Here is a 22,968-nt window from a genome sequence, read left to right on the forward strand (position 1 = left end):
TATGAAGAAACTGATGATATGCATGTCTGCAGCTCTGCTGTTGTCAAGTTGCGGACTCTATAACAAATACGAACGTCCAGAAGTGGATACCAAGGGTTTGGTGCGCGACACACAGTCGCTCACCGACACCCTGGCCGTACAGGATACCACCTCGTTTGGCAATATGCCTTGGCGCACAGTGTTTACCGATCCACAGCTGCAGGCTCTGATCCAGCAGGGACTGGATAATAATCCTGACCTGCTGAATGCGGCTCTCAATGTGCAGATGGTGAACGAGGCGCTGAAGATTGCAAAGTTGGCTTTCCTGCCCTCAGTGGCTGTTAGTCCACAGGGCTCGCTCACCTCGTTTGATGGTGCTGCTGCCACCAAGTCGTACTCGCTGCCCATCTCGGCCAGCTGGAATGTCGACCTGTTCGGCAATCTGCTCAGTGCCAAACGCTCGGCGCAGATGCAGCTCATCGCTACTAAGGATTATCAGACGGTAGTGAAGACCAATGTCATCTCGACTATCGCCAACCTGTATTACACCCTGTTGATGCTTGATCGCCAGCTGGAGATTGTGACCGATATGGAGCAGCTCACCAAGGAGACTTGGGAGAAGATGCAGTTCATGCACGAGAACCGTGCTGGCTATCGCTCTACCGCTGTTCAGAGTGCTGAGGCTGCCTACTATCAGGTGCAGAGTCAGCGTGTCGATCTGCAGCGCCAGATGCGTGAGACCGAGAACTCGCTCTCATTGTTGCTGGGTCAGCCCGGTCAGGCTATCGCCCGTGGAAAGTTTGCCGGTCAGAGTCTGCCCACCGAGCTCTCTACAGGCGTTGGTATCCAGATGTTGGCCAACCGTGCCGATGTGCATCAGTACGAGATGTCGCTGGCACAGTGCTTCTATGATGTGGAGACAGCCCGCAGCCGTTTCTATCCCAACATCACCGTTACCGGTACAGCTGCCTTTACCAATAATAATGGTATGGTAAACCCAGGTAAGTGGTTGCTCTCGGCTGTTGGTTCACTCACTCAGCCTATCTTCCAGCATGGACAGATTGTGGCTGGTCTGAAGGTGGCCAAGATGCAGTACGAGCAGGCTTACAACAAGTGGCAGAACGCTATCTATAAGGCTGGTAACGAGGTGTCGAACGCTCTTGTAGCCTATAACTCTTACAGTCAGAAGGCTGAGCTCGATGGCAAACGTGTAGAGGTACTTAAGAAGAATGTTGAGGACACCAAGCGATTGATGGAGTCATCGTCTAACACCACCTATCTCGAGGTGATTACCGCTCAGAGCAATCTGCTCAATGCCGAGATTAACGAGGTGACCGACCAGCTCTCGAAGATGCAGGCTGTAGTAAGTCTCTATCAGGCTTTAGGCGGCGGTGCCAAATAGTTCAATGTTCAATGTTCAATTTTCAATGAAATAATTATGGCAAGCGAAATATCCCCCAAAGCCGAGATTAGCCCAAAGGCGAAGATTGGCGACAACTGTAAGATATTCCCCTTCGTGTATATCGAGGACGATGTGGTGATAGGTGATAACTGTATCATCTTCCCCTTCGTGAGCATCTGCGACGGCTCGCGCATTGGTAATAACAATAAGATCCACCAGGGCTCGGTGATTGCTGCCCTGCCACAGGATTTCAACTTCCGTGGTGCCAAGTCGTATGTTGAGATTGGTAATAACAATGTCATCCGTGAGAACGTGGTTATCAACCGCGGTACCAACAAGGATGGTGTTACCAAGATTGGTAATCACAACTTCCTGCTCGAGGGTACCCACATCAGCCACGATACCGTGGTGGGCGATAACTGCGTGTTTGGCTATGGTACTAAGATAGCAGGCGACTGCGAGATTGGTAACGGTGTTATCTTCTCGTCGGGTGCCATCCAGAATGCCAACACCCGTGCTGGCGACCTCTCGCTCATCCAGGCTGGTTGCACCTTCTCTCACGATGTGCCTCCTTACGTAATTGCCGGTGGCTCACCCATGGAATATGGTGGTCCTAACACCACTGTGATGAACTACGCCGAGATCGACCCCAAGGTTCAGAAGCATATCGCCAACGCCTACCGTCTGCTGTTCCATGGTAAGACGAGTGTGTTCGATGTCATCAACCAGATCAAGGAACAGGTGCCCGACGGCCCTGAAATCCGTAATATCATCACATTCCTCGAGAATACCAAACGCGGCATCATGTGTAAATAATATGTATAACTAATTACATAATCCCTCAGCTCATCAACAGCTGAGGGATTTTCAATGGTATTTACTGTACGCATGACTGCACGGCTATGGTTCCGAGAACTGCGGTAATCACTGTTGCGATAAATTTAAGGACTTTAGCAACATTGGTCCAGTTAACTTTTGTCATAATTCGTTTGATTTTTTAATGGTTATTTAATCCTCAACAGGTCCGCCTGGCGTATTGTCGCCACCACCACCGGTATTGTCACCGCCACCGGTGTTACCCCCGTTGTTTGGTGTGGTAGAACTGCCACCGCTGGTGTTACCTGAGTTGGATGGAACAGTGGTCAGCTTACCGTTTACAAAGGTGGCCTTCTTCATAGTAGCCTCCAGGTTGAGGCTCTTACTCATCAGGTCGCCAGTGGCATGGGCCTTCAGCTTCACTCCCTCGATGTTCTTACTCACGGTGAAGTCTTCCTCCTTCAGCGCCATCTCCTTGTTCTTAATGCCAAGGCTGAAGATGGCCAGGTCGTCGATCTTCACGTTCTTGCCCTCCAGCAGGAGCTCCTTGATACAGCCGATCATGTCGGTTAAGAGTCCCTTGATGACGCCCTTGGAGTAGGGCGAGTTGTGAGTACTCATGTGTTCTGCCAGAGCGTCCAGGTCGATAGTTTCCTCAACCACGTTCTTGGCGAACCACTTACCAAAACACTTGTGACTGGTAATTTTGATTTGCTGTAAAATGTAACGTAACATAATTAGTGAATAATGATTAGTGAATAGTGAATAGTTGTTGCCATCCGGAATGACGTTACAAAGGTACTACTTCTTTGAAAGCCGTTGGCAGGCATTGTCTAACATCCGAAGAAAATTCTGATAAATAGGTGATTTTTGTAGTGCATCCTGATCCTGGAGCTCCGCTCAGGTGCTTGAATGGCTCACCGGGTTTGGGGGCACGGAAACGTTGCGTGATGAGCTGCTCCTCGTCGCTGATAATCCGGAAATTCTCGTTCTGTTGTTTCATGCGTTCCTCTTCGGCCTTTTCGAACCAGTATGCAAACCCCTCATAATACTCGTCGCGTAGTTGGGCGAAGAGTTGTTCGTAATCCAGCTCCCATTGTCGTGGATTATCGATGTTGGCTACGCGGAAACATAACCAACGGCGGTTGCCCGTCTCATCCGTAAGAAAACGCTCCTGATTGCCTGTAGCGCAGAGCGATGCCAATCGGTGTCGGGCCATGACGTATTTATCGTATGGTCGTCTGATTTTCAGGGTTACTTTGGTGGAAAGCGATTTGAGTTCGGCGTTATCACGGTCTTTGAACATGTCTATTTCCTCGATTTCTACCAGACTATTCTCAACAAGGGCAATCTGGTCGTCCTTTGTCGTAAATGAGTTGCTCGAGTTTTCGTGATAGTATGCTTTTAGTGCGGGTGGTAGCAGATAGCGGAAAAAGGTGGTTTTGTAGATGCCTTGCGGGCCGATGTTACATGCTTTTTAACATAAAGATGCCTCAAAACAACAAAAAAGGCTTGCAAAATGATGCAAGCCCATATAGTGTCCCCAGTCAATATGAGTTGAGTTGGAGGTTAATTTCACATTCTCTTAGTACGACGCGGTGCAGGGGATGCCGGCGGCGATGACACGGTCGCGGATGGCGTCGAGTTGCTCGTGGGTGGCTTTCTCGAGGCCTTGCGCAGGCGTCTCGCGGTCGATGGTGTAGATCATCACCTGCTGGGGCTTGATGGCCTTGACGGCTTCGAGCCAGGGTGCCACATAGTGCTCGCTGGTGTTGTCGATGCTCTCGCCGTTGCATGTGCCACGCATGAACATGGTCTGGATGATGACATGGCCGTGGAAGGCCTTGAGGCGCTCGATGATGCGTGCCACATCGTAGGTGCCGTTGGGATGATCAACCTTATTAATATATAAAGGATCAACGGTGTCGAGTTTCAAGATGTTATTATCTACCTTCATCAGGGCATCATGCACCTGCTGACGGTGGATCATCGTGGAATTGCTGAGTACCGATACCTTGGCGCTGGGGCAATACTGGTTGCGCAGGCGGATCACATCGTCGATAATCTCGGCAAAATGCGGATGACAGGTGGGTTCGCCATTGCCGGCAAAGGTCAGCACGTCGGGCAGCTGACCTTCGGCACTCATCTGCTGCAATTTGGCTTCGAGCTTCTCGGCTACTTCCTGGCGCGTAGGCATAGGAAGGGTGGGGCGATGGTCTTCGTTGAAACCACACTCACAATAGATGCAGTCGAAACTGCACACCTTACCGTCGGCTGGCAATAGGTTGATGCCGAGCGAAATGCCTAATCGGCGACTATGAACGGGTCCGAAAATTGGCGATGGATAAATAATTGTACTCATATCGGGTGCAAAATTACACTTTTTTTTTGTGATAAAGAAAAAAAATAGTATCTTTGCAGCCGAATTCGAATTTTTACGTACGTAAATTAATGAAAAGACGAAAAAATGATGCTGGCAACCGTCGCGGTGTGCAGTTGGTAACACTTTGCATTAGTACGGCGATGGTGCTGGTTTTGCTTGGACTGGTGGTATTTTCAGTCCAGATCTCTCGTAATCTGTCACAGTGGGTGAAAGAGAACCTTACCGTGACAGTGATGCTGAGCGACGACGTATCGGTGAACGGCGCAAAACTGTTGTGTCGCGACTTGTATCATCGTCCCTATTCAAAAAACATCGATTACATCAGCAAGGAACAGGCACTGAAGGAACAGAGCGAGGCGATGGGGTCTGATCCGTCGGAGTTCTTGGGAGTGAATCCCTTCCCGGCAACGTTGGAGTTACAACTGCACTCTGACTATGCCAACCGCGACTCGTTGAAGTGGATTGCCAAAGAGCTGCAGAAGAACCCGAAGGTGACGGATGTGGCTTATCAGGTGGACCTGATGGACAGCGTGAACCAGAACCTGACCAAGGTGAACCTGGTGCTGCTGGCATTAGCCGTTCTGCTCACGTTTGTGTCGTTCTCGCTGATCAACAACACCGTGCGGCTGAGCGTGTATTCTCGCCGTTTCATCATCCATACGATGAAATTGGTGGGCGCTTCGTGGAGTTTTATCCGAGCACCGTTTATGAAACAGGCTTTGCTGGTGGGCGTGATTGCGGCGCTGATAGCTATCGCTGTATTAGGCGGTTGTATGTACGGATTCTACTATTATGAGCCTAACATGCTGACCATCATCACCTGGCGCGAACTCGTGATTACCGCTGTGGCAGTACTGCTGTTCGGTATCATCATCACAGCTGCCTGCTCATATATCTCGGTGAACAAGTTCCTCCGTATGTCGGCAGGAGAACTATATAAAATTTAGTGAATAGTGATTAGTGAATAGATATGGATAAAAAGAATTTTGCATTCGATAAGACCAACTTTATATTGTTGGCAATCGGCATGGTCATCGTGGTGATTGGCTTCTTGCTGATGGTAGGTCCTAACTCTACCGACACCACGTTCGAACCCGATATCTTCAGTGTGCGCCGTACCAAGGTGGCACCTGTGGTTTGTCTGTTCGGCTTTGTGTCGATGATATATGCTGTTGTTAGAAAACCAAAAGATTAATAATAAGATATGGATTGGATTCAGACTATTATTATTGCTATTGTAGAGGGATTGACTGAGTTTCTGCCTGTTTCTTCGACAGGCCACATGATTATAGCACAGAATCTGTTAGGTGTACCTCAGGGCGATCCCTTTGTACATGCCTTCACGTTTATTATCCAGTTTGGCGCCATCTTGTCGGTGGTATGCTTGTACTGGAAGCGTTTCTTTGAGTTTGATAATACACCTGCTCCTCAGGGTAGCTCGCTTTGGCAGAAGCTTAAGCATAAGTACAATTTCTACTGGATACTGATTGTGGGAGTGCTTCCTGCAGTAGTTATCGGACTTCTTGCCAAGAAGTCTGGCTTGCTCGACTGGCTGCTTGATAGCGTAGAGGTAGTTGCTATCATGCTGGTTCTGGGTGGTGTGTTCATGCTCTTCTGCGACAGACTGTTTAATAAGGGTAGCGAGGATAATAAGGTCGACGAGCGTCGTTCCTTCATGATTGGTCTTTTCCAGTGTATCTCTGTGATTCCTGGTGTATCTCGTTCGATGGCTACCATCGTAGGAGGTATGACTCAGGGACTTACCCGCCGTCGTGCTGCCAAGTTCTCATTCTTCCTGGCTGTGCCAACTATGGCTGGTGCTACACTGCTCGATTTGCTCGACCTGCTGAAGGAAGATACTGTATGGGCCACAAGCCACAACATCACTATGCTTATACTTGGTTGTGTAATTGCGTTTGTAGTGGCTCTTCTGGCCATGAAGTGGTTTGTAAACTACATTACCAAATACGGATTCAAGGCTTTTGGTATCTATCGTATCGTGGTAGGTAGTATCATTATTATAATGCTTCTCATGGGGCAGTCACTAGCAATGGTTGATTAATGAATTTCCAGGAAGGAGCATATATCTATATTAATAAGCCCTATCGCATGTCGAGCTTCGGCGCATTGGCACATATCCGTTATGTGCTGTCGAAACGCTTGCATGTGAAACGTGTGAAAATGGGACATGCCGGCACGCTCGATCCCCTGGCTACAGGTGTGTTAGTGCTGTGTACCGGCAAGGCCACCAAACAGATTGAGGCTCTGCAGCAGCACTCAAAGGAATATACGGCTACCCTGCAGTTAGGTGCCACTACGCCCAGTTACGATCTGGAGCACGAGGTGGATCAGACCTATCCCACCGGTCATATCACCCGAGAGCTGATAGAGCAGACACTGCCTAAGTTTGTTGGTGATATCATGCAGCGTCCGCCGCTGTTCTCTGCCTGTAAGGTGGGGGGCGACCGTGCGTACGAACTGGCCCGCAAGGGTAGCGATCACCAGTTGGCCGAGAAACCGGTGCGTATCGATGAGATCGAACTCGTGGATTTCGATCCTGAGAAGATGCAGCTGCAGATACGTGTGGGCTGTGGAAAGGGTACCTATATCCGCTCGCTGGCCCGTGACATCGGTGAGGCCTTGGGCAGTGGTGCCCATCTGACAGCACTCTGCCGTACCCGTGTGGGTGATGTCAGACTGGAGGACTGTCTCACCTTCGATGAGTTTCCTGCATGGCTGGAAGAGAATTTGAGTGAAGACCTCGATTGAGTGAAGAGTGATTAGTGAATAGTGAAATAATTAAAATATGAAGTTATCACAGTTTAAGTTTAAGTTACCTGAAGAGCAGATTGCGCTCGAGCCGCCATTCCACCGCGACGAGTGCAAGTTGATGGTGTTGCACCGTAAGAGTAAGCGTATCGAGTCGGGACTTGATTTCCGTAATATTCTCGATTACTTTGATGAGGACGATGCCTTTATCTTTAACGACACGAAGGTGTTCCCTGCCCGTCTGTACGGTACCAAGGAGAAGACCGATGCCAAGATTGAGGTGTTCCTGCTGCGTGAGCTGAATGCTGATCAGCGTCTGTGGGATGTGCTGGTTGAGCCTGCCCGTAAGATCCGTATCGGCAACAAACTGTTCTTCGAGGAAGATGGACCCATGGTGGCTGAGGTGATTGATAACACTACCAGCCGTGGTCGTACGCTGCGTTTTCTTTATGACTGTCCTCACGATGAGTTCAAGGAGATGCTCTTCGGACTGGGTGAGGCTCCGCTGCCACGTTATATCATCGACCGCCGTCCGGCTAACGAGGAGGATATGACTAACTTCCAGACTATCTATGCCAAGAACGAGGGTGCTGTGACTGCGCCTGCCACAGGTCTGCACTTCAGTCGTGAGCTCATGAAGCGTATGGAGATCAAGGGTATCAACTTTGCCTTTATCACCTTGCACTGCGGATTGGGCAACTTCGATGCCATCGAGGTGGAGGATCTGACCAAGCATAAGATGTCGAGCGAGCAGATGTTTATTCCTAAGGAGGCTTGCGATATCGTGAATACTGCCAAGGAGAATGGTCACCGTGTGTGCTGTGTAGGTGTGAGCACCGCCCGTGCTACCGAGAGTGCAGTAGGTACCGACGGTATGCTGAAGGAGTTTGAGGGATGGACCAACAAGTTCATCTTCCCACCATACGAGTTCGGCTTGTGCAACTCGATGATCGGTAATTTCTATCATCCAGAGTCGCCTATGATGATGACCGAGGCTTCGTTTGTAGGCTATGAGCTGCTGTACGAAGGCTATCAGCGTGCCCTCAAGGAGGGTTATAAGTTCGGTTGCTATGGCGATGCTATCCTGATGCTGGACGACTAATTAGTGAATAGTGAAGAGTGAAGAGTTACATCGGGTATTCCTGAGTCTGGGGAGTAATCTCGGCGACAAGGAGGCAAATATCCGTAAAGCTATATTGCTTATCGGCGAGAGAGTAGGACTGGTGCTGCGCCAGTCCTCTCTTATTTCGACCGAGCCCTGGGGGTTCGAGTCGGATAACCGTTTTGTCAATGCAGCTGTGCTTTGCGAGACCATGTTGTCGCCTCGCGAGGTGCTGCTTGCCACGCAGCAGATTGAGCGTGAATTAGGACGCACGCATAAATCGGTTGGCGGTCACTATGCCGACCGCCTGATAGATATAGACATTCTGCTATATGACGATCTGAGGGTGGATGAACCCGACTTGCAGATTCCCCACCCCCTGATGTTGAAGCGCGACTTTGTGATGATCCCGCTTCGCGAAATTAGAGATTGAATTGATAAAATTAAAATCTATAGTCTAAACCTACGCCAATCACGTGGTTGGTGCGGCTGTAGACTTCTGAGCCATAGCTGGCTGGCTTGTTGTAGTCGCTATACAAGGTGCAGAAGTAGCTGACGTTGAGACGCATCTTGTCGTTGATGTTCCAGGCGCCACCGCAACCTACGCTATAGCTGTCGCAGGCGAATGAGGTATCCTTCTGGTAGTTGTCAGAGAGACCGTAGTCGGTACGCTGACCACCGCAGCTGATGGTGAACTTATCGTTGATGTCGTACTCTACACCTGCCAGAATCTCGTGGGTGCCATGCTCCAGCTCCTTCTGACGGTTGCCTGCCATCTTGGCGTGCTTGTCATCGAAGAAGTGGTATTCTACTGCACCGCGCAGTTTGGACGAGAATTCATAACCTACTGCAGCTACAAAGAGCGAGGGCATGTCGTAGCGGGTCTTCACGCCGTCCTGGTATTCGGCTGTGTAGGTGCCGAGGGTAGTGGCAATCTGTTGCAACGCAGCAGGATTGCTCTGCATCAACATGGCCTGAAGGTTTGTGCCAAGACCAGCGTTCAGGGTGTTGGTCTTGTTCTCGGTCTCAATCTTGGTGCGGAACTCGTAGCGGGCACCGATGGTGAGTGGACCGTTGTGGTAGTCGAAGCTTACGATGGGCGCGAAACCCCAACCACGCTGATCAACATCGAGTGCGAGTGTGGTCAGATCGCCTAACTGAGCATGCTCGTTGGCTAATACGTGACCACGGTAGTAACCGTCGTAGTAGTTGGCACGCAGTCCGATTGAAGCCGAGAAGTTGTCGTTGATCTTGCGGGTGATGTTAACCTGACCGCCGTAGATGTATTGTTTGCCCTTCATCTCAGAGTCAATCTTATAGCTGTTCGGGGCGATGTTCATCTGACCTAACATGCCTTGTACGAGCATGTTGAACATGGGTACACCCTCTTTGTACTCTACGAAACCGCCACTTCCTACGATACCAATCATGGTAGAGAATGCCCAGTTTCCTTTTTTGTATGAGGCGAACAGAGCAGGCACGATGGGGGCAGAGGCTTTGCCTTCAAACTTCTGACTGCCAGCTGTTGTTACTGCCTCGATGTTACGATACTGCCAAGGCTTCTGGAAGTTCAGGGAAAACTGGAATCCCTCGTGGCCCCAAGCCAGGCCAGCAGGGTTGCTGTAGGCTGCATCAATTTCGGTTGATGCTCCACGTGCAAACATACGGTCGAATGCTATGTGATAATTTGTGTTGGTCATGAGTCCACCAGCGTGGACAGTGACTGTTGTAGCCATAGCCAATAAGGCTAAAATAAATAATTTTCTCGTCATTTTCTTCAGATTCTAATGAATTTCGGCTGCAAAGGTAGCCAAAAAAATATAGAAAAGCGAAAAAATGACGAGAAAAATGCGCAAAAAGAACAATTTTTATACAGCTCGTTCGTTAAAACGGTCCAAAAGCCACTGTTTCTGTTCTGCAATGGTCATGTGACTGTTATCCAACTCAAGGGCATCGTCGGCTTTGCGTAGTGGACTTACCTCACGGTGTGAGTCGATATAATCGCGCTCCTGTACGTTCTTCAGGATGTCCTCATAGTCGGCAGGCATGCCTTTGGCTTTCAGCTCGTCGAAACGGCGCTGGGCACGTACCTCGGCCGAGGCTGTGACAAAAATCTTCAGTTCGGCATCGGGGAATACCGTGGTACCGATGTCACGTCCGTCCATCACCACGCCTTTGTCCTTACCCATCTGCTGTTGTTGGGCTACCATGGCTGTGCGTACGAAACCTACAGCTGCTATGGGGCTGACGTGGCTGCTCACCTCAAGACTGCGGATTGCCTGCTCCACGCACTCATTATTAAGATAGGTGTCGGGGCGACCGGTCTCGGGGTTGAACTTGAACGAAATCTGGATGTTGGGCATTTCCTGTTCCAGTTCGGCGGTCTTCACGCTACCGTCTTCGTTAAACAGGTTATGGCGCAGGGCGTAGAGTGTTACGCTACGGTACATGGCGCCAGTGTCTACATATACATAGCCCACCTCGCGGGCCAGGTCTTTGGCCATCGTGCTTTTACCACACGAACTGTGACCGTCGATTGCAATTGTTATCTTCTTCATAATGTGTATGATATGTTAATCAGTAGTGATGAGGTGCTGACGTGGTATTTGCCCCAGCCTAAATGGAGCTTGAACCGCTGGAGCGACAGACCGGCTCCCAGCGAGAGGCCTGCACCGTGGGCAGCTGCACCTTCGTCGTCGGTAATCTTCATCTGTTGTGAACGGCGGAAGTTATAACCTGCTGCCAGATAGATGTTGTCGCCTATCAGCACGTCGGCACCGACGGCTAAGTGGCGCCCGAAACCTTCGTCCCAGTTGGTCAGACGGCTCAGGGTGGCATGGAACCGGAAGGGGGAGTTGATGAGGCGTTTGCTGACACCCACCTGCAGGTCGAAGGGGATGCGCTCAAACTTATCATCGTAAGCCTTGACCTGTCCACCTAAGTTACGCGCTACAGCCGAGAGACTCCAGCCATGGGCGTCGTCGAGGTAGTTCACACCTAAGTCGACACCCACACCCAGCGAGTTGTAGCCGGCGATAGTCGAGGTGATGAACTTAGCTGTAATACCACCGCTGATACGGTTGGTGAGCTCGTAGGCAAAGGTGCCACCGATGGCTATGTCGTGGGCCTTGAAATCGCCTAAGTCCTCATTAAAGCGGGTTGTCTGTCTGATGCTGCCGTAGTCCATGAGCTGTGCCGATACGCCCCACGAGGCCCGTTCGCCAGCCAGACGCACAAACGAGGCGCTCACTGTCTTGGCGCCTTCCATATAGGTCATGTAGTTCAGGTTCAGCGTCTTATCGCTGACACCGCTAATCAGCGCCGGGTTATGGAATATCAGGGTGGCATCGTCGGCTATCAGCGATATGTTCTCGCCGCCCAGCGCTGCCACATGGGCACTAACTGGCAGTCGCAGGAAGTTGTACACCGTCTCGCTCTCTTGCGCTTCGACTGCTGTCGATGCACAAGCTAACAGGGTGGTTATTACGATGCTTCTGATGTTCATTTCTCCTATTTTGGTCGCAAAGATAGCAAAAAAACTTAATATATTCCGCATTATATGGAAAAAATCACTATCTTTGCAGTCGGTTTTAATATATTCAGGATGGAAGTCAAGAAGAGCCGCGAAGCGGATTTGGAACAAAAGCGCACACAGGGGTTCCTGTTGGGACTGATTGTGGTGCTGGCTTCGCTGTTCGTGGCACTTGAATGGAACAGCGGCGGTAGCGGCTGGTCATTTTTCGACGATGACGACAGCCTGGATGCCGAGGTGGAGCTCTCGCCGCTGAAACGCGATAAGGACGAGGTGCCGATGATGATGCCACAGGAACGGAAAGTGGAGAAACAGGAGTCGCAACAGCTCCATCTGGTTGATAATGATGTGGAGCTTGCACCAGAGCCCATCCTGCAGGAGGAGACAGAACAAGAAGAACCCACCTTGAAGGCGGAGGAAGAGAAACCGCAGGTGGTGGATATGTACGATGAGCCAATCGACTTCCGTGTAGTCGAGGACCTGCCGCAGTTTCCCGGTGGCGCGGCAGAGTTTATGAAGTGGCTCACTAAAAACTTAAGATATCCCCCTTCGGCGCAGCAGCGCAAGATCAAGGGGAGGGTAGTGGCACAGTTTGTGGTTAACAAGGATGGCTCGGTGACCGACCTGCAGGTGGTTCAGCCTTTGGAGCCTGCCTGCGATGCCGAGGTGCTGCGAGTACTCAAGACCATGCCCCAGTGGAAGGCTGGCATGATGGATGCTAAGCCGTGTCGCACCATGGTCTGCATACCAGTTGTATTTAACTTATAAGTATATGTATACATCAGAAGAACTTCTCAAGAAAGTGAATGAGGCGCTCGACCATCTGGTTTACGATCGCAAACCAGCCTCGTTGTACGCCCCTATCAAGTACGTACTATCTATCGGCGGCAAGCGTGTACGTCCCGTACTGACCTTGTTGGCTTATAACCTCTATAAGGACGATCCCCTGAGCATCATGTCGCAGGCTATCGGACTCGAGACTTACCATAACTTCACCCTGTTGCATGATGATCTGATGGATCACGCTGACATGCGTCGTGGGCATGAGACGGTGCACAAGAAGTGGGATGCTAACCGTGCTATCCTCTCGGGTGATACCATGCTGTTGCAGGCGTTCGAACGTGTAGAGGACTGCGATTCCAAGTATCTGCCTGCTGTGTTCCAGGTGTTTATCCAGACCACGCTCGAGATTGGTGAGGGACAGCAGTTTGATGTTGAGTTCGAACAGCGTAACGATGTGACTGAAGAGGAATATATCGAGATGATCCGTCTGAAGACCAGTGTGCTGCTGGCCTGTGCCTGTAAGGTTGGTGCCATCATGGCCGATGCCAGTCAGGATGATATCGACAACCTCTACAAGTTCGGCGAGAAGTTAGGACTGGCCTTCCAGCTGCAGGACGACCTGCTCGATGTGTATGGCAATCCTGCTGTGTTTGGAAAGAACATCGGTGGCGACATCACCTCGAATAAGAAGACCTATATGCTCATCAATGCTGTGAACCGTGCCAATGCCGAGCAGCGTGCTGAGCTGATGAAATGGATTGAGGCTGAGCAGTTCGACCGCAACGAGAAGGTGGCTGCCGTGACTGCCCTCTATAATGAGATAGGTATCCGTGAACTCTGCGAGCAGAAGATAGAGGAATTTTATCAGGAAAGTCTGGTGTATCTGGCTAAGGTGAACGTCAGCGAGGAGCGCAAGACCATCCTGAAGGCATATGCTGCCGATATGATGAAACGTCAGAGCTGATGATTGATACGCATTGTCATATTGATGGTGAGGAGTTTGTCGAGGATATCGATGCCGTGATAACCCGTGCCCGTGAGGCAGGGGTGCAGGCCATCGGTGTGCCAGGCATCAACTTGTCGTCGCTTGATACTGTGATGGCTGTATGCCAGCGCTATCCCGGTTATTGCTATCCCATGTTGGGACTTCATCCCGAGGACGTGAAGACCGACTGGCAGGAGGTGCTGGCGCAGATAAGACCTCGCTTGGATGCTGCCTGTTCTCCAAGACCGGTGGCTATCGGTGAGGTAGGACTGGACTTCTATTGGAGCCGTGAGTTTGAGCAGGAGCAGCTGTTGGCTTTTGAGGAACAGGTACGCTGGTCGGTAGAGTTGCAGTTGCCATTGATGATTCACTGCCGTAAGGCACAGAACGAGATGGTGGCTATCCTGAAACGCTATAAAGACCAATTGCCAGGTGGCGTGTTCCACTGTTTCACCGGTAATGAGCTCGAAGCTCAGGAACTGTTACAGTTCGATCGTTTTGTGTTAGGTGTCGGTGGGGTGTCAACTTTTAAGAAGTCGCACCTACCTGAGGTACTGCCTGCTGTGGTTCCACTCGACCGTCTGGTGCTTGAGACCGACGCTCCGTATATGGCTCCTGTGCCTAAGCGTGGCGAAAGAAACGAACCAGCCTTTGTGGCCTACGTGTTGAAGCGCCTGGCCGAAGCTTATGGCGTGAGTGAAGAAGAGCTGGAACGAGCGACTAATGAAAACTGTAAAAAAGTATTAAATATCAATGTTTAACCTGCGGATTATGCGGTAAAAATCTTACCTTTGCATCCGCTTAACAATGGGGAGAGGTGCTCGAGTGGTTGAAGAGGCACGCCTGGAAAGCGTGTAGCCGGCAAAACCGGCTCGCAGGTTCGAATCCTGTTCTCTCCGCCAGGGGGAGGAATGAGGATTCAAAGCACCGAGGCATAGTGCCGAGGTTTCCTGTTCTCTCCGCCGCGAAGAACAAAGAGGTATGAAACGACTGATTTTTCTATTCACACTGATAGGTTTGCTCAGTTTCTCGCAAACCAGTATTGCTCAGGAGAAAGTTGTGCCCGATACGGTCAAGAACGCAGAATGTATCCTGCCTCAGGATTCTGCTGCGGTAGCCGATTCGTTGGCAGCCCTTAATACCGAACTCGATGGTCTGCTGGCCGACGATGCCAGCGAGGAGGATGGTGGTCTGCACAAGCAGCTCAAGACCAAGTTCGTGGATGGTAATGTATCCTTCATGTCGCTTGTAGCACTGGCCCTCGTGTTGGGACTGGCGTTCTGCATTGAGCGTATCATCTACCTGACACTCTCGGAAATCAAAACCCATCAGTTGATGGACGATGTAGAGAAACGCCTGAAAGCCGATGATGTGGAAGGGGCAAAGACCCTCTGTCGCAATACGCGCGGTCCTGTGGCCTCGGTATGCTATCAGGGACTATTACATATCAAGCAGCCTATGGATGCCATCGAACGTAGCATCACGAATTTCGGTGGTCTGCAGACGGCTAACCTCGAAAAAGGTTGCTCGTGGATTAAGCTCTTCATTGCCATGGCACCGTCGCTCGGATTCTTAGGCACGGTGATTGGTATGGTGATGGCGTTCGACCAGATTCAGCAGGCCGGTGATATCGGTCCTACCATCGTGGCACAAGGTATGAAGGTAGCACTGATTACAACCATCTTCGGTATCGTGGTGGCGCTGGTACTGCAGCTGTTTTACAGCTATATCCTCTCGAAGATTGAGCGTTTGACTGCCCAGATGGAAGAAGCTGCTATCATGCTCCTCGATATGATTGCCGAATGGAAAACGAAGAGTGAATAGTGAAGAGTGATGAATAATTTCGTATCGCCCGCAATTGCTGATGTCATGCTCTGGCTGATGTATATTACACTGGCCGTAGCTATGAGTGTGACTGCCTATTCCGTATGGCATGGACTACGCTTCCGTCGTAAGGGTGACGATGTGGTGAACGGTGTGCCCGCCGGGCGTATTGGTTGGCTGGTGCTCACAGGACTGGTACTGGTCATGGCGCTCACCTTTGCCTTGGGTTCTACCAAACCCATCCTTACCAATGGCATCTGGCTTACCGACCCGCTGTGGCTGCGGGTGGCTGATATGTTTATCTATACTTCTATTATACTGATTATCGGATGTTTCGTAAGCGCTATCGTCAGCAGATTCCGGAGCTGAACACCACATCGACAGCCGACATCTCGTTTATGCTGTTGATTTTCTTCCTCGTGACCTCGTCGATGGACACGGAGAAGGGATTGCTGCGCCAAATGGCTCCGCCTCCCCTGGAGCACGAACAGCCGAAGGATATCAACCGCGACAACGTAATGCAGGTGAAACTCGATGCCCATAACCAACTCTCATGCGATGGCAAAATCATCACGTTTGAGCAGTTGACAGCCGAGGTCCACGCATTGGCATTTGTGAATCGCACGGGGCATGTGGTGTCGATCGAGGCTGATCCCGCCACCACCTACGAGGCTTACTTCCGTATGCAGGATGCTGTGGTTGAGGCTTATCACGCCTTGCGCAATGAGTATGCGCAGAAACACTACGGTCATAGCTACGAGACCTGTACTGCCGAGCAACGAGCCCTGATCAACGAATACTATCCACAGCGTATCAGTGAAGTGCCCATCGCAGAGAAAGGAGGTGACCAATGAGACCCATGCGTAGCATGTTCCATCAGAGCCGTCGCAGTGTACCGTCGCTCAACGTGGCGTCGATGCCTGATCTCATCTTTACGGTGCTCTTCTTCTTTATGATTGTGACCCACATGCGTAGCGACGAGGTGAAGGTGCGTCTGGAGGTGCCTCAGGGTAGCGAGGTGCAGAAACTGACTAATAAGCAGGCGGTGGTGAACCTGTATATCGGTCATCATCATGGTGCCTGGGGAGTGCAGCTGAATGGCGACTTGGTACAGCCTGCCGATATCCCTGCGCTCATTGAACATATCCGTGGCGGTCTCTCGAATGAAAATCAGCAGCGACTTACCGTCAACCTGCGTGTAGACCGAAAGGCGCCTATGGGACTGGTGGCTGAGGTGAAACGCCAACTGCAGCAGGCCTATGCCTTGAAAATCAATTATAGTGCAACAGAATTAAATAAATAACGACGATATGGTAAAAATTGATGAACTCGACCGACAGATTTTGAGTCTGGTAGCCGCCGATGCACGCATCCCGTTCCTTGAGGTGGCTCGTGCCTGTAATGTGAGTGGAGCTGCCATTCATCAGCACATTCAGAAGTTGAATACACTGGGGGTGCTCAAGGGCTCACAGTTTGTGATTGATCCAGAGAAGATAGGTTATGAGACCTGTGCCTACATCGGACTAAACCTGAAGGACCCCGCCGCATTCGACGAGGTGCTCGAACAGCTCAAGCAGATACCTGAGGTGGTGGAGTGCCATTACACAACGGGTAATTTCGATATGTTTATCAAGATTTATGCACGCAATAACCACCATCTGCTCACCATCATCCATGACAAGCTTCAGCCACTTGGACTGAGCAGTAGTCAGACGCTCATCTCGTTTCATACCGAGATAGATCGTCAGCTGCCTATACAAGATATCCTCACTGCAGATAACGACAGCGAGGATACCGATTAAGTGTTTATTAATGAGAGTGGTTACTTCACATCGAATGTAAAGTACGTGTCGGGATAAGGCTCGTCCTTCAGTGTGAAGTGCCACCACTCGCTGTCTAACGGTTTAAAGCCGTGGCGTAGCATGGCTGCGCGCAGTATCATGCGGTTCTTAAACTGCTCGGCGGTGATACTGCGACCTTGAGGCGACGGTTTGTTGTTGCCAGTATATTCGCCTGTTTCGGGATTACCGCAGAAGTCGGGGTGACTCTCGGGACCGAACCAGTCGAATGTCCCACCCATATCCAACTCTTTCTCCGTGTTCATATCAAACAGCGTCAGGTCGACCGTGCTGCCACGGGTATGTCCGCTCTTCTCATAAATATACTCCTGTTCAAACAGTACGCTCTTGTCCAAATCGGGATAGAAGTAGCGTTTCATCACCGTGTCGGGTATGTTCTGGGCCCAGCGTACAAAGTGATCGACACCTTTCTGTGGACGATAGGCATCGTATATCTTCAACCGGTATCCCTGTTGGATGACATCGTCGCTGACAGCCTTCAAACTGTCGGCGGCAGGCTTCGTGAGCCATGCCGTAGGTGCTAAATAGCCGTCGATACGTGTGCCCACAAAGTTGTAGGTGCCATAGTAACGGATTTCGAGGATGGCGTCGGGTACGACATCTGTCAGTCTGACAAAGTTGCTCGCATCTTCGGTGGCTGCGATGGTTGGTTCGGCAACCTGATGTTTACAGCTGGTGGTGGATACTGCCACGAAGCACATCATCAAGGCGGCGACTACTGTCAAAATCAATTTTTTCATGTGGTAATAGTTTTAAATTGTTAATGTAAGTTGCTACTTTTATGCTGCAAAATTACAAAAAATCTACATATTTTCACTGATTTAATATTATTTAACTTGAAAAAACGGGTCATGTATTGAAAAAATGTGTATTTTTGCAAATGAATTTTAAAACACTCTCTATTAACTGAAACAGAATTTATTAATTTAAAACAGAACGATTATGAAAAAGCTAATGATGATTGCAGCAATGATGCTCGCAGCAGTTACAGTAAGTGCCCAGGAGGCAGGTCAGGTATTCTTGAAGCCAATGGTTGGTGCTACATTGACTAACGTTACCAACATTGATGGTAAGATGAAGTTTGGTGAAGTGGCTGGTGCTGAGTTGGGCTATATGCTAAGCGACAACTTTGGTCTCTCTGTTGGTGCTCTCTATACCATGCAAGGTGAAAAGGGTAAAAATAATGTAGGAGACTTTAAATCAGAGTATATCAATGTTCCAATATTGGCTAACTGCTATGTAGCTCCTGGTTTTGCCCTGAAGGCTGGTGTACAATTCGGTTTCATGACAAAGGCTAAGAATTCTAATGTTGATTTCAAGGAGTATTGCAATAAGACCGATATCTCTATTCCTCTGGGTGCTGCTTACGAGTTCGGCGACTTTGTGATTGATGCTCGTTATAACTTTGGTCTGTCTAAGATTGTTAAGAAGGACTACACTGATGAGAGCTACAAGAACAGTGTTATCATGCTGACTCTGGGTTACAAGATTCCATTCTAATCAATCCTCATATTGTTATAGAATCAAGGCTCGCAATTGCTGCGAGCCTTGTTTTGTTTAATGCGCTGTTTTTTCAAAACTGAATATAAAAAATGGGTTTAATTCGACTTGTTTGTATCGATTTTATTGACGAAAGCCTAAAAAAGTCGTTGTTTTAAGATATTTTATGTTAAATTCTGCGGAGTTTGATTATTTTGTATTAACTTTGCACTCGGAAAGAAAAATAATGAGTGAATTTGATTTTGGAACATAATGAAAAGAACTACGGCGCCAACGTCGTGAAAGTTAGATTACTTTCGAATAATAATTCTAATACCTTTTGACAATAGTGACGCAGTGCGCACACAAGTTGTAGCAACATCTGCAATAAGAGGCTCGTATTACTACTACGAGCCTCTTTTTATAGCTATAAAGGATTGGATTAACAATAATTAAGAGTAAAAACCTCTTTAAATGATGAAAATTGCCTAAATTTGCAAAAGTAGCTTAAAACTATTATATGAATAGACTAATCATTATCCTTGGACTCCTGATAGGTGGACTCTCTGTTTCTGCGCAGAACGCTTTTGTGGGGCAGCATCGTTACGATGGCAAGCATCGAAACGAGGTGTCGGGTTATGTGATGGCGGGACATAACGTTGTTGTTAGTGGCTATGGCGGCATAGGTCTTTCGTACAAGCGCCATCTGACTGATCGCTGGCATATAGGTGCTGATGTACAGCAGCAGTGGGGTAAGCAGCTCTACTCGAACGATGTGCAGGGTGGTTATCGACTGCCCGTATGGTGGGGCGACCTCTATTTTGATGCTAAACTGATGTACAATCGTTATCACCGTTGGAATGCCAATGAGACCATTGGCAATCTCTCGGTTACCTGGGAAATGCCTTATTTCTATCTGCGTGTGGGTGAGTCGTATATTCATTGGCATACGGGTGACTTCGGCTATACCGAACCACTTACTGTTACTTTCGGATTCGGAGCCATGATACGTCCGCGTACAAATTCGTGGAATGTAGGCCTCTTCTTCCGTAACTACGACGATTTCTATTATGAGAACTGGAACATCAACTGGGGATTGAACTTTTACGGGCGCCTGAACAAACAGATGTATCTCTTCGGTGAGTTTAATGTGCGTCCAGCAGGTAGTATGAGCCAGTTGGCCAGTAAATATGAGACATCAGGGAAATTAGGACTTAAATACGTATGGTAACCATGAAGACTACACATTATATATTATCAGGAACTGTCCTGCTATTGCTTTCGGCTTGCGATAAAGTGAGTCCGATAGGAGTGTTGGTAAGTGGTACGGGTGTTGAGGACCGTGTCAAAATGTCGAATGCCTATTATCAGGATCATAAGGGTGAAGGTTCTATGCTCGCTGGTTATGATGGGGATGAATACACCTTCTTAGTGGGAGCCGACAGTCATCTGACAACTGACGATGGGCGTATGCGGGAAATGCTGCAGATTGCACTCGATAACAACGATCTGCTGATGGCGCATTTGGGAGATATTGCCGATACCAAAGCAGAATACTATATCACGCTCGAAGACCTGATAGATGAGTATCGATGGAAATATGCCAGGAAAAATTTCGTAGAGCATTTCAAGGGCAATGAAGAAGATTACGAATATCTGAAGGATCTGCCGGATTATTTTGTATATGAAGATACGGTATATCATAAAGAATACCTCCTTAATCAGGTGAAGTATCCTTTTTATCCTGTGGTGGGTAATCACGACATTACACACAACGGGTGGGCTTTGTGGTCGAGTATATTCCACTCATCGTTCTATGATGTTTACGTCTTAGTAAATCTCTATCCTCCTCAGTTGGATCATTTTATTTTCCTTGACTCTGCCAGTGGTACATTGGGACGTGAACAGGTCAAGCTGTTGGAACAAGGTGTATTGAATGATTATCATCATGAATCAGGTGAGCGAGTTATCCGTCATACCTTTGTTTTCAGTCATACCAATATCTTCCGTCCACGGTCGGTAGAGTTTGCCTCTACTTTCCCTCGTGAGGAGATGTTCTTCCTGTTGAACAAGTTTACGGAGTGGGAAACGGATATGGTGTTCTTGGGGCATGTGCATAAATGGGACTATCAGAAAGTGGGCAATACAGAGTATCTGACTCTCGACTCGATGTGTGAGGCCAATAACCCCAATCCAGGCGATTATCTGATACGTGTGCATGTGAAGAAAGACGGTACCATCAGCTGGGAGAAGGTCAGAATGAACTATACTAAAAAGTAACGATATGAAAATGAAAACTTTATTTGCTTTGATGGCCATGCTGACAGTATGCAGTCAGGTCAGGGCAGAAAACAGGGATTATACCAATCAGGAACCCCTGAAACTGGTGACTCCATCCATTGATATGAAACTGGATATGAAGGCAGCCTATACCTACCGGCCTGAGTTGGAACTGCCTATGGCGCCCTTGCTATCCGGAAGTCAGAAGTACCAGCTGACATGGATGCGTACCAATTCCGACGTGAAGCCCTATCAGGTGATGGACGACCTGACGTTTGCCGGCGTGCCTTTGTTCCTGGCTGGTATCATAGCCAAGAGTGAGAAGAAATCCTTCCGCCAGAATACGAAGTTGAACCGTCATACACTGGTGACTGATTTCAAGACCGAGATAGACAACTACACCCAGTTCTTTGGTCCTGTATTATCGACAGGCCTGAAGATAGCCGGTGTAGAAGGCCGTAGTGATTGGGGACGTTATCTGGCATCGACAGGTATGTCGTACGGATTTATGGCTTTATTTGTGAACAGTATTAAATATACCGCAAAGGAGATGCGTCCCGACGGTTCGACCCGTAACTCATGGCCCAGCGGACATACTGCAACAGCGTTCGTAGGTGCTACTGTGCTGCATAAGGAGTATGGACTGACCCGTTCGCCCTGGTACTCGGTAGCTGGTTATGGCGTGGCAACGGCCACTGGAGTGATGCGTGTGTTGAACAACCGCCACTGGGTGAGCGATGTACTCTCGGGAGCCGGTATCGGTATCATGTCGGGAGAGTTAGGTTACGCCTTGAGCGACTTGATCTTCAAAGGAAAAGGACTGCTCCGTGGCGATGCCGTGAGCGAGCGTAGTATCATCTACCATCCGTCGTTCTTCTCGATTTCAATGGGACTGGGACTCGGTTCGCGTAATCTGGATTTCGGTGTTGAAACCAACGATGCCCACGATAACTTTAATCTGAAGTTCGGTGCTTCAACCGCTGTATCGGCCGAAGGTGCCTACTTCTTCAATAAATACATCGGTTTCGGTGGTCGTCTGCGTGTGAACAGCTCGCCTATCAAAGGCTGGGACCGTGTGCTCGACTTTGCCGACCAGGATGTGAAGGAGATGTTTGCTGGTCTGTCAAGTGATGCCGATCTGAGTTCTCTGAATGATATCGTGTTCAATACACCAGATAAGAGACCGGAGTTTAATATTGAGAGTGATCACCTGACGGAGTTTGCTGCTGATTTGGGTTTGTACTTCAATCTGCCCCTTTCAAAACGTTTTGCCTTAGGTGCTAAGCTGGTGGCTGGTCGTAGCATCATGCAGGAACTGAATCTGTCGGCGCGTTATCAGGGTAGAGTGAAAGAAGTTGACCTGTTCAGTGACAATATGTTTGTTGATGCTGGTAAGACATACGATACGAAGTGGGATTACTTCACGCTTAGTGCTAATAACAGTAATAAGTGGGGAACAGGTATTTCCTTGACCTATGCCTACAAGGAGAACTATGCCTGGCGTTTGTTTATCGACTACGATATGAGTCGCAAGACCTATACGCTGGAGTATAACCCCGCCCAGTTCATGAAATCAGCGATGCCATCATTCTTTGATTTCCTGGATTTCCTGGATGAGGCATACCAGTCAGATCCAACTGATATGGAGTTGAAGGAGGCTGCCGAAGCTGCAGCGGAAGCTCGTGCCAATTTAGTGCCTCTTACCACACATGTAAAAAAGAACCGCCATACTTTCGTAATTGGCGGCTCTTTAACCATATCGTTCTAAAAAAGAC

Annotated in this window: 28 protein-coding genes and 1 tRNA gene; 21 read left to right on the forward strand and 8 right to left on the reverse strand. The window is 49.2% G+C overall.

What is annotated here, in order from left to right; all coding sequences use genetic code 11:
- Position 1 precedes the first annotated feature (1 nt).
- A complete protein-coding gene (locus T491_RS0100845; RefSeq protein ID WP_028902200.1) occupies positions 2-1,381 on the forward strand; it encodes an efflux transporter outer membrane subunit in 1,380 nt (459 codons plus the stop codon).
- Between the two features lie 36 nt (positions 1,382-1,417).
- Complete coding sequence (gene lpxA, locus T491_RS0100850) at positions 1,418-2,197, forward strand: acyl-ACP--UDP-N-acetylglucosamine O-acyltransferase (protein ID WP_028902201.1); 780 nt, start codon at positions 1,418-1,420, stop codon at positions 2,195-2,197.
- A 61-nt stretch (positions 2,198-2,258) separates the two neighbouring features.
- Here the strand turns inward: lpxA and T491_RS18220 are convergent, their stop codons facing one another.
- From T491_RS18220 to T491_RS0100865, 4 genes are all read right to left on the reverse strand, one after another.
- A complete protein-coding gene (locus T491_RS18220; RefSeq protein WP_155949980.1) occupies positions 2,259-2,363 on the reverse strand; it encodes a smalltalk protein in 105 nt (34 codons plus the stop codon).
- Positions 2,364-2,389: 26 nt separating this feature from the next.
- On the reverse strand, positions 2,390-2,932 hold the full coding sequence (locus tag T491_RS0100855; RefSeq protein WP_028902202.1) for a DNA-binding protein: 543 nt from the start codon (positions 2,930-2,932) through the stop codon (positions 2,390-2,392).
- Between the two features lie 55 nt (positions 2,933-2,987).
- Positions 2,988-3,662 (reverse strand): VapE domain-containing protein, encoded by a 675-nt coding sequence (locus T491_RS0100860; RefSeq protein WP_081773181.1) that lies wholly within the window; start codon positions 3,660-3,662, stop codon positions 2,988-2,990.
- Positions 3,663-3,782: 120 nt separating this feature from the next.
- Positions 3,783-4,559 (reverse strand): radical SAM protein, encoded by a 777-nt coding sequence (locus tag T491_RS0100865; protein ID WP_028902204.1) that lies wholly within the window; start codon positions 4,557-4,559, stop codon positions 3,783-3,785.
- An 89-nt stretch (positions 4,560-4,648) separates the two neighbouring features.
- Between T491_RS0100865 and T491_RS0100870 the strand changes: the two genes are divergently transcribed.
- Genes T491_RS0100870 through folK form a run of 6 tightly spaced genes read left to right on the forward strand, consistent with a single transcriptional unit; the run spans position 4,649 to position 8,884 of the window.
- Complete coding sequence (locus T491_RS0100870) at positions 4,649-5,527, forward strand: ABC transporter permease (RefSeq protein WP_028902205.1); 879 nt, start codon at positions 4,649-4,651, stop codon at positions 5,525-5,527.
- A gap of 23 nt (positions 5,528-5,550) precedes the next feature.
- Positions 5,551-5,775 carry a DUF3098 domain-containing protein gene (locus T491_RS0100875; RefSeq protein ID WP_028902206.1) on the forward strand — a complete coding sequence of 75 codons (225 nt, stop codon included), beginning with the start codon at positions 5,551-5,553 and terminating at the stop codon, positions 5,773-5,775.
- A 9-nt stretch (positions 5,776-5,784) separates the two neighbouring features.
- Positions 5,785-6,642 carry an undecaprenyl-diphosphate phosphatase gene (locus T491_RS0100880; protein WP_028902207.1) on the forward strand — a complete coding sequence of 286 codons (858 nt, stop codon included), beginning with the start codon at positions 5,785-5,787 and terminating at the stop codon, positions 6,640-6,642.
- A complete protein-coding gene (gene truB, locus T491_RS0100885; protein ID WP_028902208.1) occupies positions 6,642-7,349 on the forward strand; it encodes a tRNA pseudouridine(55) synthase TruB in 708 nt (235 codons plus the stop codon). The genes T491_RS0100880 and truB overlap by 1 nt, the downstream gene beginning before the upstream one ends.
- A gap of 37 nt (positions 7,350-7,386) precedes the next feature.
- A complete protein-coding gene (queA, locus tag T491_RS0100890; protein WP_028902209.1) occupies positions 7,387-8,451 on the forward strand; it encodes a tRNA preQ1(34) S-adenosylmethionine ribosyltransferase-isomerase QueA in 1,065 nt (354 codons plus the stop codon).
- A gap of 10 nt (positions 8,452-8,461) precedes the next feature.
- Positions 8,462-8,884, forward strand: coding sequence for a 2-amino-4-hydroxy-6-hydroxymethyldihydropteridine diphosphokinase (gene folK / locus T491_RS0100895; protein WP_028902210.1), 423 nt, complete (start codon positions 8,462-8,464; stop codon positions 8,882-8,884).
- A gap of 10 nt (positions 8,885-8,894) precedes the next feature.
- Here folK and T491_RS0100900 read toward each other — a convergent pair whose 3' ends face one another.
- The 3 genes from T491_RS0100900 to porQ all read right to left on the reverse strand — a co-directional run bounded on the left by T491_RS0100900 (position 8,895) and on the right by porQ (position 11,956).
- Positions 8,895-10,223: an OmpP1/FadL family transporter gene (locus tag T491_RS0100900; protein WP_036915021.1), complete on the reverse strand. Its 1,329-nt coding sequence runs from the start codon at positions 10,221-10,223 to the stop codon at positions 8,895-8,897.
- 96 nt (positions 10,224-10,319) lie between these two features.
- Complete coding sequence (cmk, locus tag T491_RS0100905; RefSeq protein ID WP_028902212.1) at positions 10,320-11,009, reverse strand: (d)CMP kinase; 690 nt, start codon at positions 11,007-11,009, stop codon at positions 10,320-10,322.
- Positions 11,006-11,956 (reverse strand): type IX secretion system protein PorQ, encoded by a 951-nt coding sequence (gene porQ, locus T491_RS0100910; protein WP_051522889.1) that lies wholly within the window; start codon positions 11,954-11,956, stop codon positions 11,006-11,008. Before porQ ends, cmk begins: the two co-directional genes overlap by 4 nt.
- Before the next feature lie 99 nt (positions 11,957-12,055).
- Here porQ and T491_RS0100915 point away from each other — a divergent pair, with 99 nt between their 5' ends.
- The 9 genes from T491_RS0100915 (at position 12,056) to T491_RS0100955 (ending at position 17,377) form a co-directional block, all read left to right on the forward strand.
- Positions 12,056-12,751, forward strand: a complete 696-nt coding sequence (locus T491_RS0100915; protein ID WP_028902214.1) for an energy transducer TonB — start codon at positions 12,056-12,058, stop codon at positions 12,749-12,751.
- A 4-nt stretch (positions 12,752-12,755) separates the two neighbouring features.
- Complete coding sequence (locus T491_RS0100920) at positions 12,756-13,730, forward strand: polyprenyl synthetase family protein (protein WP_028902215.1); 975 nt, start codon at positions 12,756-12,758, stop codon at positions 13,728-13,730.
- A complete protein-coding gene (locus tag T491_RS0100925) occupies positions 13,730-14,512 on the forward strand; it encodes a TatD family hydrolase (RefSeq protein ID WP_033148194.1) in 783 nt (260 codons plus the stop codon). Before T491_RS0100920 ends, T491_RS0100925 begins: the two co-directional genes overlap by 1 nt.
- Positions 14,513-14,562: 50 nt before the next feature.
- A tRNA-Ser gene (locus T491_RS0100930) sits at positions 14,563-14,653 on the forward strand.
- A gap of 79 nt (positions 14,654-14,732) precedes the next feature.
- Positions 14,733-15,575 (forward strand): MotA/TolQ/ExbB proton channel family protein, encoded by an 843-nt coding sequence (locus T491_RS0100935; protein ID WP_028902217.1) that lies wholly within the window; start codon positions 14,733-14,735, stop codon positions 15,573-15,575.
- Between the two features lie 9 nt (positions 15,576-15,584).
- Entirely contained in the window at positions 15,585-15,944 is a 360-nt protein-coding gene (locus T491_RS0100940; protein WP_028902218.1) for a hypothetical protein, read from the forward strand.
- Positions 15,905-16,429, forward strand: coding sequence for a biopolymer transporter ExbD (locus tag T491_RS0100945; protein ID WP_028902219.1), 525 nt, complete (start codon positions 15,905-15,907; stop codon positions 16,427-16,429). The genes T491_RS0100940 and T491_RS0100945 overlap by 40 nt, the downstream gene beginning before the upstream one ends.
- On the forward strand, positions 16,426-16,878 hold the full coding sequence (locus T491_RS0100950) for a biopolymer transporter ExbD (protein ID WP_231480145.1): 453 nt from the start codon (positions 16,426-16,428) through the stop codon (positions 16,876-16,878). Before T491_RS0100945 ends, T491_RS0100950 begins: the two co-directional genes overlap by 4 nt.
- Positions 16,879-16,885: 7 nt before the next feature.
- Positions 16,886-17,377 (forward strand): Lrp/AsnC family transcriptional regulator, encoded by a 492-nt coding sequence (locus tag T491_RS0100955; RefSeq protein ID WP_028902221.1) that lies wholly within the window; start codon positions 16,886-16,888, stop codon positions 17,375-17,377.
- 20 nt (positions 17,378-17,397) lie between these two features.
- On the opposite strand, the gene T491_RS0100960 is transcribed toward T491_RS0100955, so the two are convergent.
- On the reverse strand, positions 17,398-18,174 hold the full coding sequence (locus T491_RS0100960) for a M15 family metallopeptidase (protein ID WP_028902222.1): 777 nt from the start codon (positions 18,172-18,174) through the stop codon (positions 17,398-17,400).
- 202 nt (positions 18,175-18,376) lie between these two features.
- On the opposite strand from T491_RS0100960, the gene T491_RS0100965 reads away from it, so the two are divergent.
- The 4 genes from T491_RS0100965 (at position 18,377) to T491_RS15335 (ending at position 22,961) form a co-directional block, all read left to right on the forward strand.
- Positions 18,377-18,934 (forward strand): outer membrane beta-barrel protein, encoded by a 558-nt coding sequence (locus T491_RS0100965; protein WP_028902223.1) that lies wholly within the window; start codon positions 18,377-18,379, stop codon positions 18,932-18,934.
- A 499-nt stretch (positions 18,935-19,433) separates the two neighbouring features.
- Positions 19,434-20,144 carry a hypothetical protein gene (locus tag T491_RS0100970; RefSeq protein WP_028902224.1) on the forward strand — a complete coding sequence of 237 codons (711 nt, stop codon included), beginning with the start codon at positions 19,434-19,436 and terminating at the stop codon, positions 20,142-20,144.
- Positions 20,138-21,193: a metallophosphoesterase gene (locus tag T491_RS0100975; RefSeq protein ID WP_155949981.1), complete on the forward strand. Its 1,056-nt coding sequence runs from the start codon at positions 20,138-20,140 to the stop codon at positions 21,191-21,193. The genes T491_RS0100970 and T491_RS0100975 overlap by 7 nt, the downstream gene beginning before the upstream one ends.
- A gap of 4 nt (positions 21,194-21,197) precedes the next feature.
- On the forward strand, positions 21,198-22,961 hold the full coding sequence (locus tag T491_RS15335; RefSeq protein ID WP_081773183.1) for a phosphatase PAP2 family protein: 1,764 nt from the start codon (positions 21,198-21,200) through the stop codon (positions 22,959-22,961).
- Positions 22,962-22,968: the final 7 nt, after the last annotated feature.

The organism is Prevotella sp. P6B4, assembly GCF_000619985.1.
In the GTDB taxonomy this organism is placed as follows: Bacteria; Bacteroidota; Bacteroidia; order Bacteroidales; family Bacteroidaceae; genus Prevotella.

Excerpts from the sequence above, each read along its gene's own strand:
- queA (WP_028902209.1), top strand. The coding sequence starts at position 7,387 with ATGAAGTTATCACAGTTTAAGTTTAAGTTACCTGAAGAGCAGATTGCG.
- T491_RS0100950 (WP_231480145.1), top strand. The coding sequence starts at position 16,426 with ATGAGACCCATGCGTAGCATGTTCCATCAGAGCCGTCGCAGTGTACCG.
- T491_RS0100880 (WP_028902207.1), top strand. The coding sequence starts at position 5,785 with ATGGATTGGATTCAGACTATTATTATTGCTATTGTAGAGGGATTGACT.
- T491_RS15335 (WP_081773183.1), top strand. The coding sequence starts at position 21,198 with ATGAAAATGAAAACTTTATTTGCTTTGATGGCCATGCTGACAGTATGC.
- T491_RS0100900 (WP_036915021.1), bottom strand. The coding sequence starts at position 10,223 with ATGACGAGAAAATTATTTATTTTAGCCTTATTGGCTATGGCTACAACA.
- T491_RS0100965 (WP_028902223.1), top strand. The coding sequence starts at position 18,377 with ATGAAAAAGCTAATGATGATTGCAGCAATGATGCTCGCAGCAGTTACA.
- T491_RS0100845 (WP_028902200.1), top strand. The coding sequence starts at position 2 with ATGAAGAAACTGATGATATGCATGTCTGCAGCTCTGCTGTTGTCAAGT.
- T491_RS0100855 (WP_028902202.1), bottom strand. The coding sequence starts at position 2,932 with ATGTTACGTTACATTTTACAGCAAATCAAAATTACCAGTCACAAGTGT.
- T491_RS0100960 (WP_028902222.1), bottom strand. The coding sequence starts at position 18,174 with ATGAAAAAATTGATTTTGACAGTAGTCGCCGCCTTGATGATGTGCTTC.
- T491_RS0100945 (WP_028902219.1), top strand. The coding sequence starts at position 15,905 with ATGTTTCGTAAGCGCTATCGTCAGCAGATTCCGGAGCTGAACACCACA.
- T491_RS0100935 (WP_028902217.1), top strand. The coding sequence starts at position 14,733 with ATGAAACGACTGATTTTTCTATTCACACTGATAGGTTTGCTCAGTTTC.
- T491_RS0100955 (WP_028902221.1), top strand. The coding sequence starts at position 16,886 with ATGGTAAAAATTGATGAACTCGACCGACAGATTTTGAGTCTGGTAGCC.
- truB (WP_028902208.1), top strand. The coding sequence starts at position 6,642 with ATGAATTTCCAGGAAGGAGCATATATCTATATTAATAAGCCCTATCGC.
- T491_RS0100970 (WP_028902224.1), top strand. The coding sequence starts at position 19,434 with ATGAATAGACTAATCATTATCCTTGGACTCCTGATAGGTGGACTCTCT.
- T491_RS0100920 (WP_028902215.1), top strand. The coding sequence starts at position 12,756 with ATGTATACATCAGAAGAACTTCTCAAGAAAGTGAATGAGGCGCTCGAC.
- T491_RS0100975 (WP_155949981.1), top strand. The coding sequence starts at position 20,138 with ATGGTAACCATGAAGACTACACATTATATATTATCAGGAACTGTCCTG.
- T491_RS0100865 (WP_028902204.1), bottom strand. The coding sequence starts at position 4,559 with ATGAGTACAATTATTTATCCATCGCCAATTTTCGGACCCGTTCATAGT.
- cmk (WP_028902212.1), bottom strand. The coding sequence starts at position 11,009 with ATGAAGAAGATAACAATTGCAATCGACGGTCACAGTTCGTGTGGTAAA.
- T491_RS18220 (WP_155949980.1), bottom strand. The coding sequence starts at position 2,363 with ATGACAAAAGTTAACTGGACCAATGTTGCTAAAGTCCTTAAATTTATC.
- T491_RS0100915 (WP_028902214.1), top strand. The coding sequence starts at position 12,056 with ATGGAAGTCAAGAAGAGCCGCGAAGCGGATTTGGAACAAAAGCGCACA.
- T491_RS0100925 (WP_033148194.1), top strand. The coding sequence starts at position 13,730 with ATGATTGATACGCATTGTCATATTGATGGTGAGGAGTTTGTCGAGGAT.
- lpxA (WP_028902201.1), top strand. The coding sequence starts at position 1,418 with ATGGCAAGCGAAATATCCCCCAAAGCCGAGATTAGCCCAAAGGCGAAG.
- T491_RS0100875 (WP_028902206.1), top strand. The coding sequence starts at position 5,551 with ATGGATAAAAAGAATTTTGCATTCGATAAGACCAACTTTATATTGTTG.
- T491_RS0100870 (WP_028902205.1), top strand. The coding sequence starts at position 4,649 with ATGAAAAGACGAAAAAATGATGCTGGCAACCGTCGCGGTGTGCAGTTG.
- porQ (WP_051522889.1), bottom strand. The coding sequence starts at position 11,956 with ATGAACATCAGAAGCATCGTAATAACCACCCTGTTAGCTTGTGCATCG.
- T491_RS0100940 (WP_028902218.1), top strand. The coding sequence starts at position 15,585 with ATGAATAATTTCGTATCGCCCGCAATTGCTGATGTCATGCTCTGGCTG.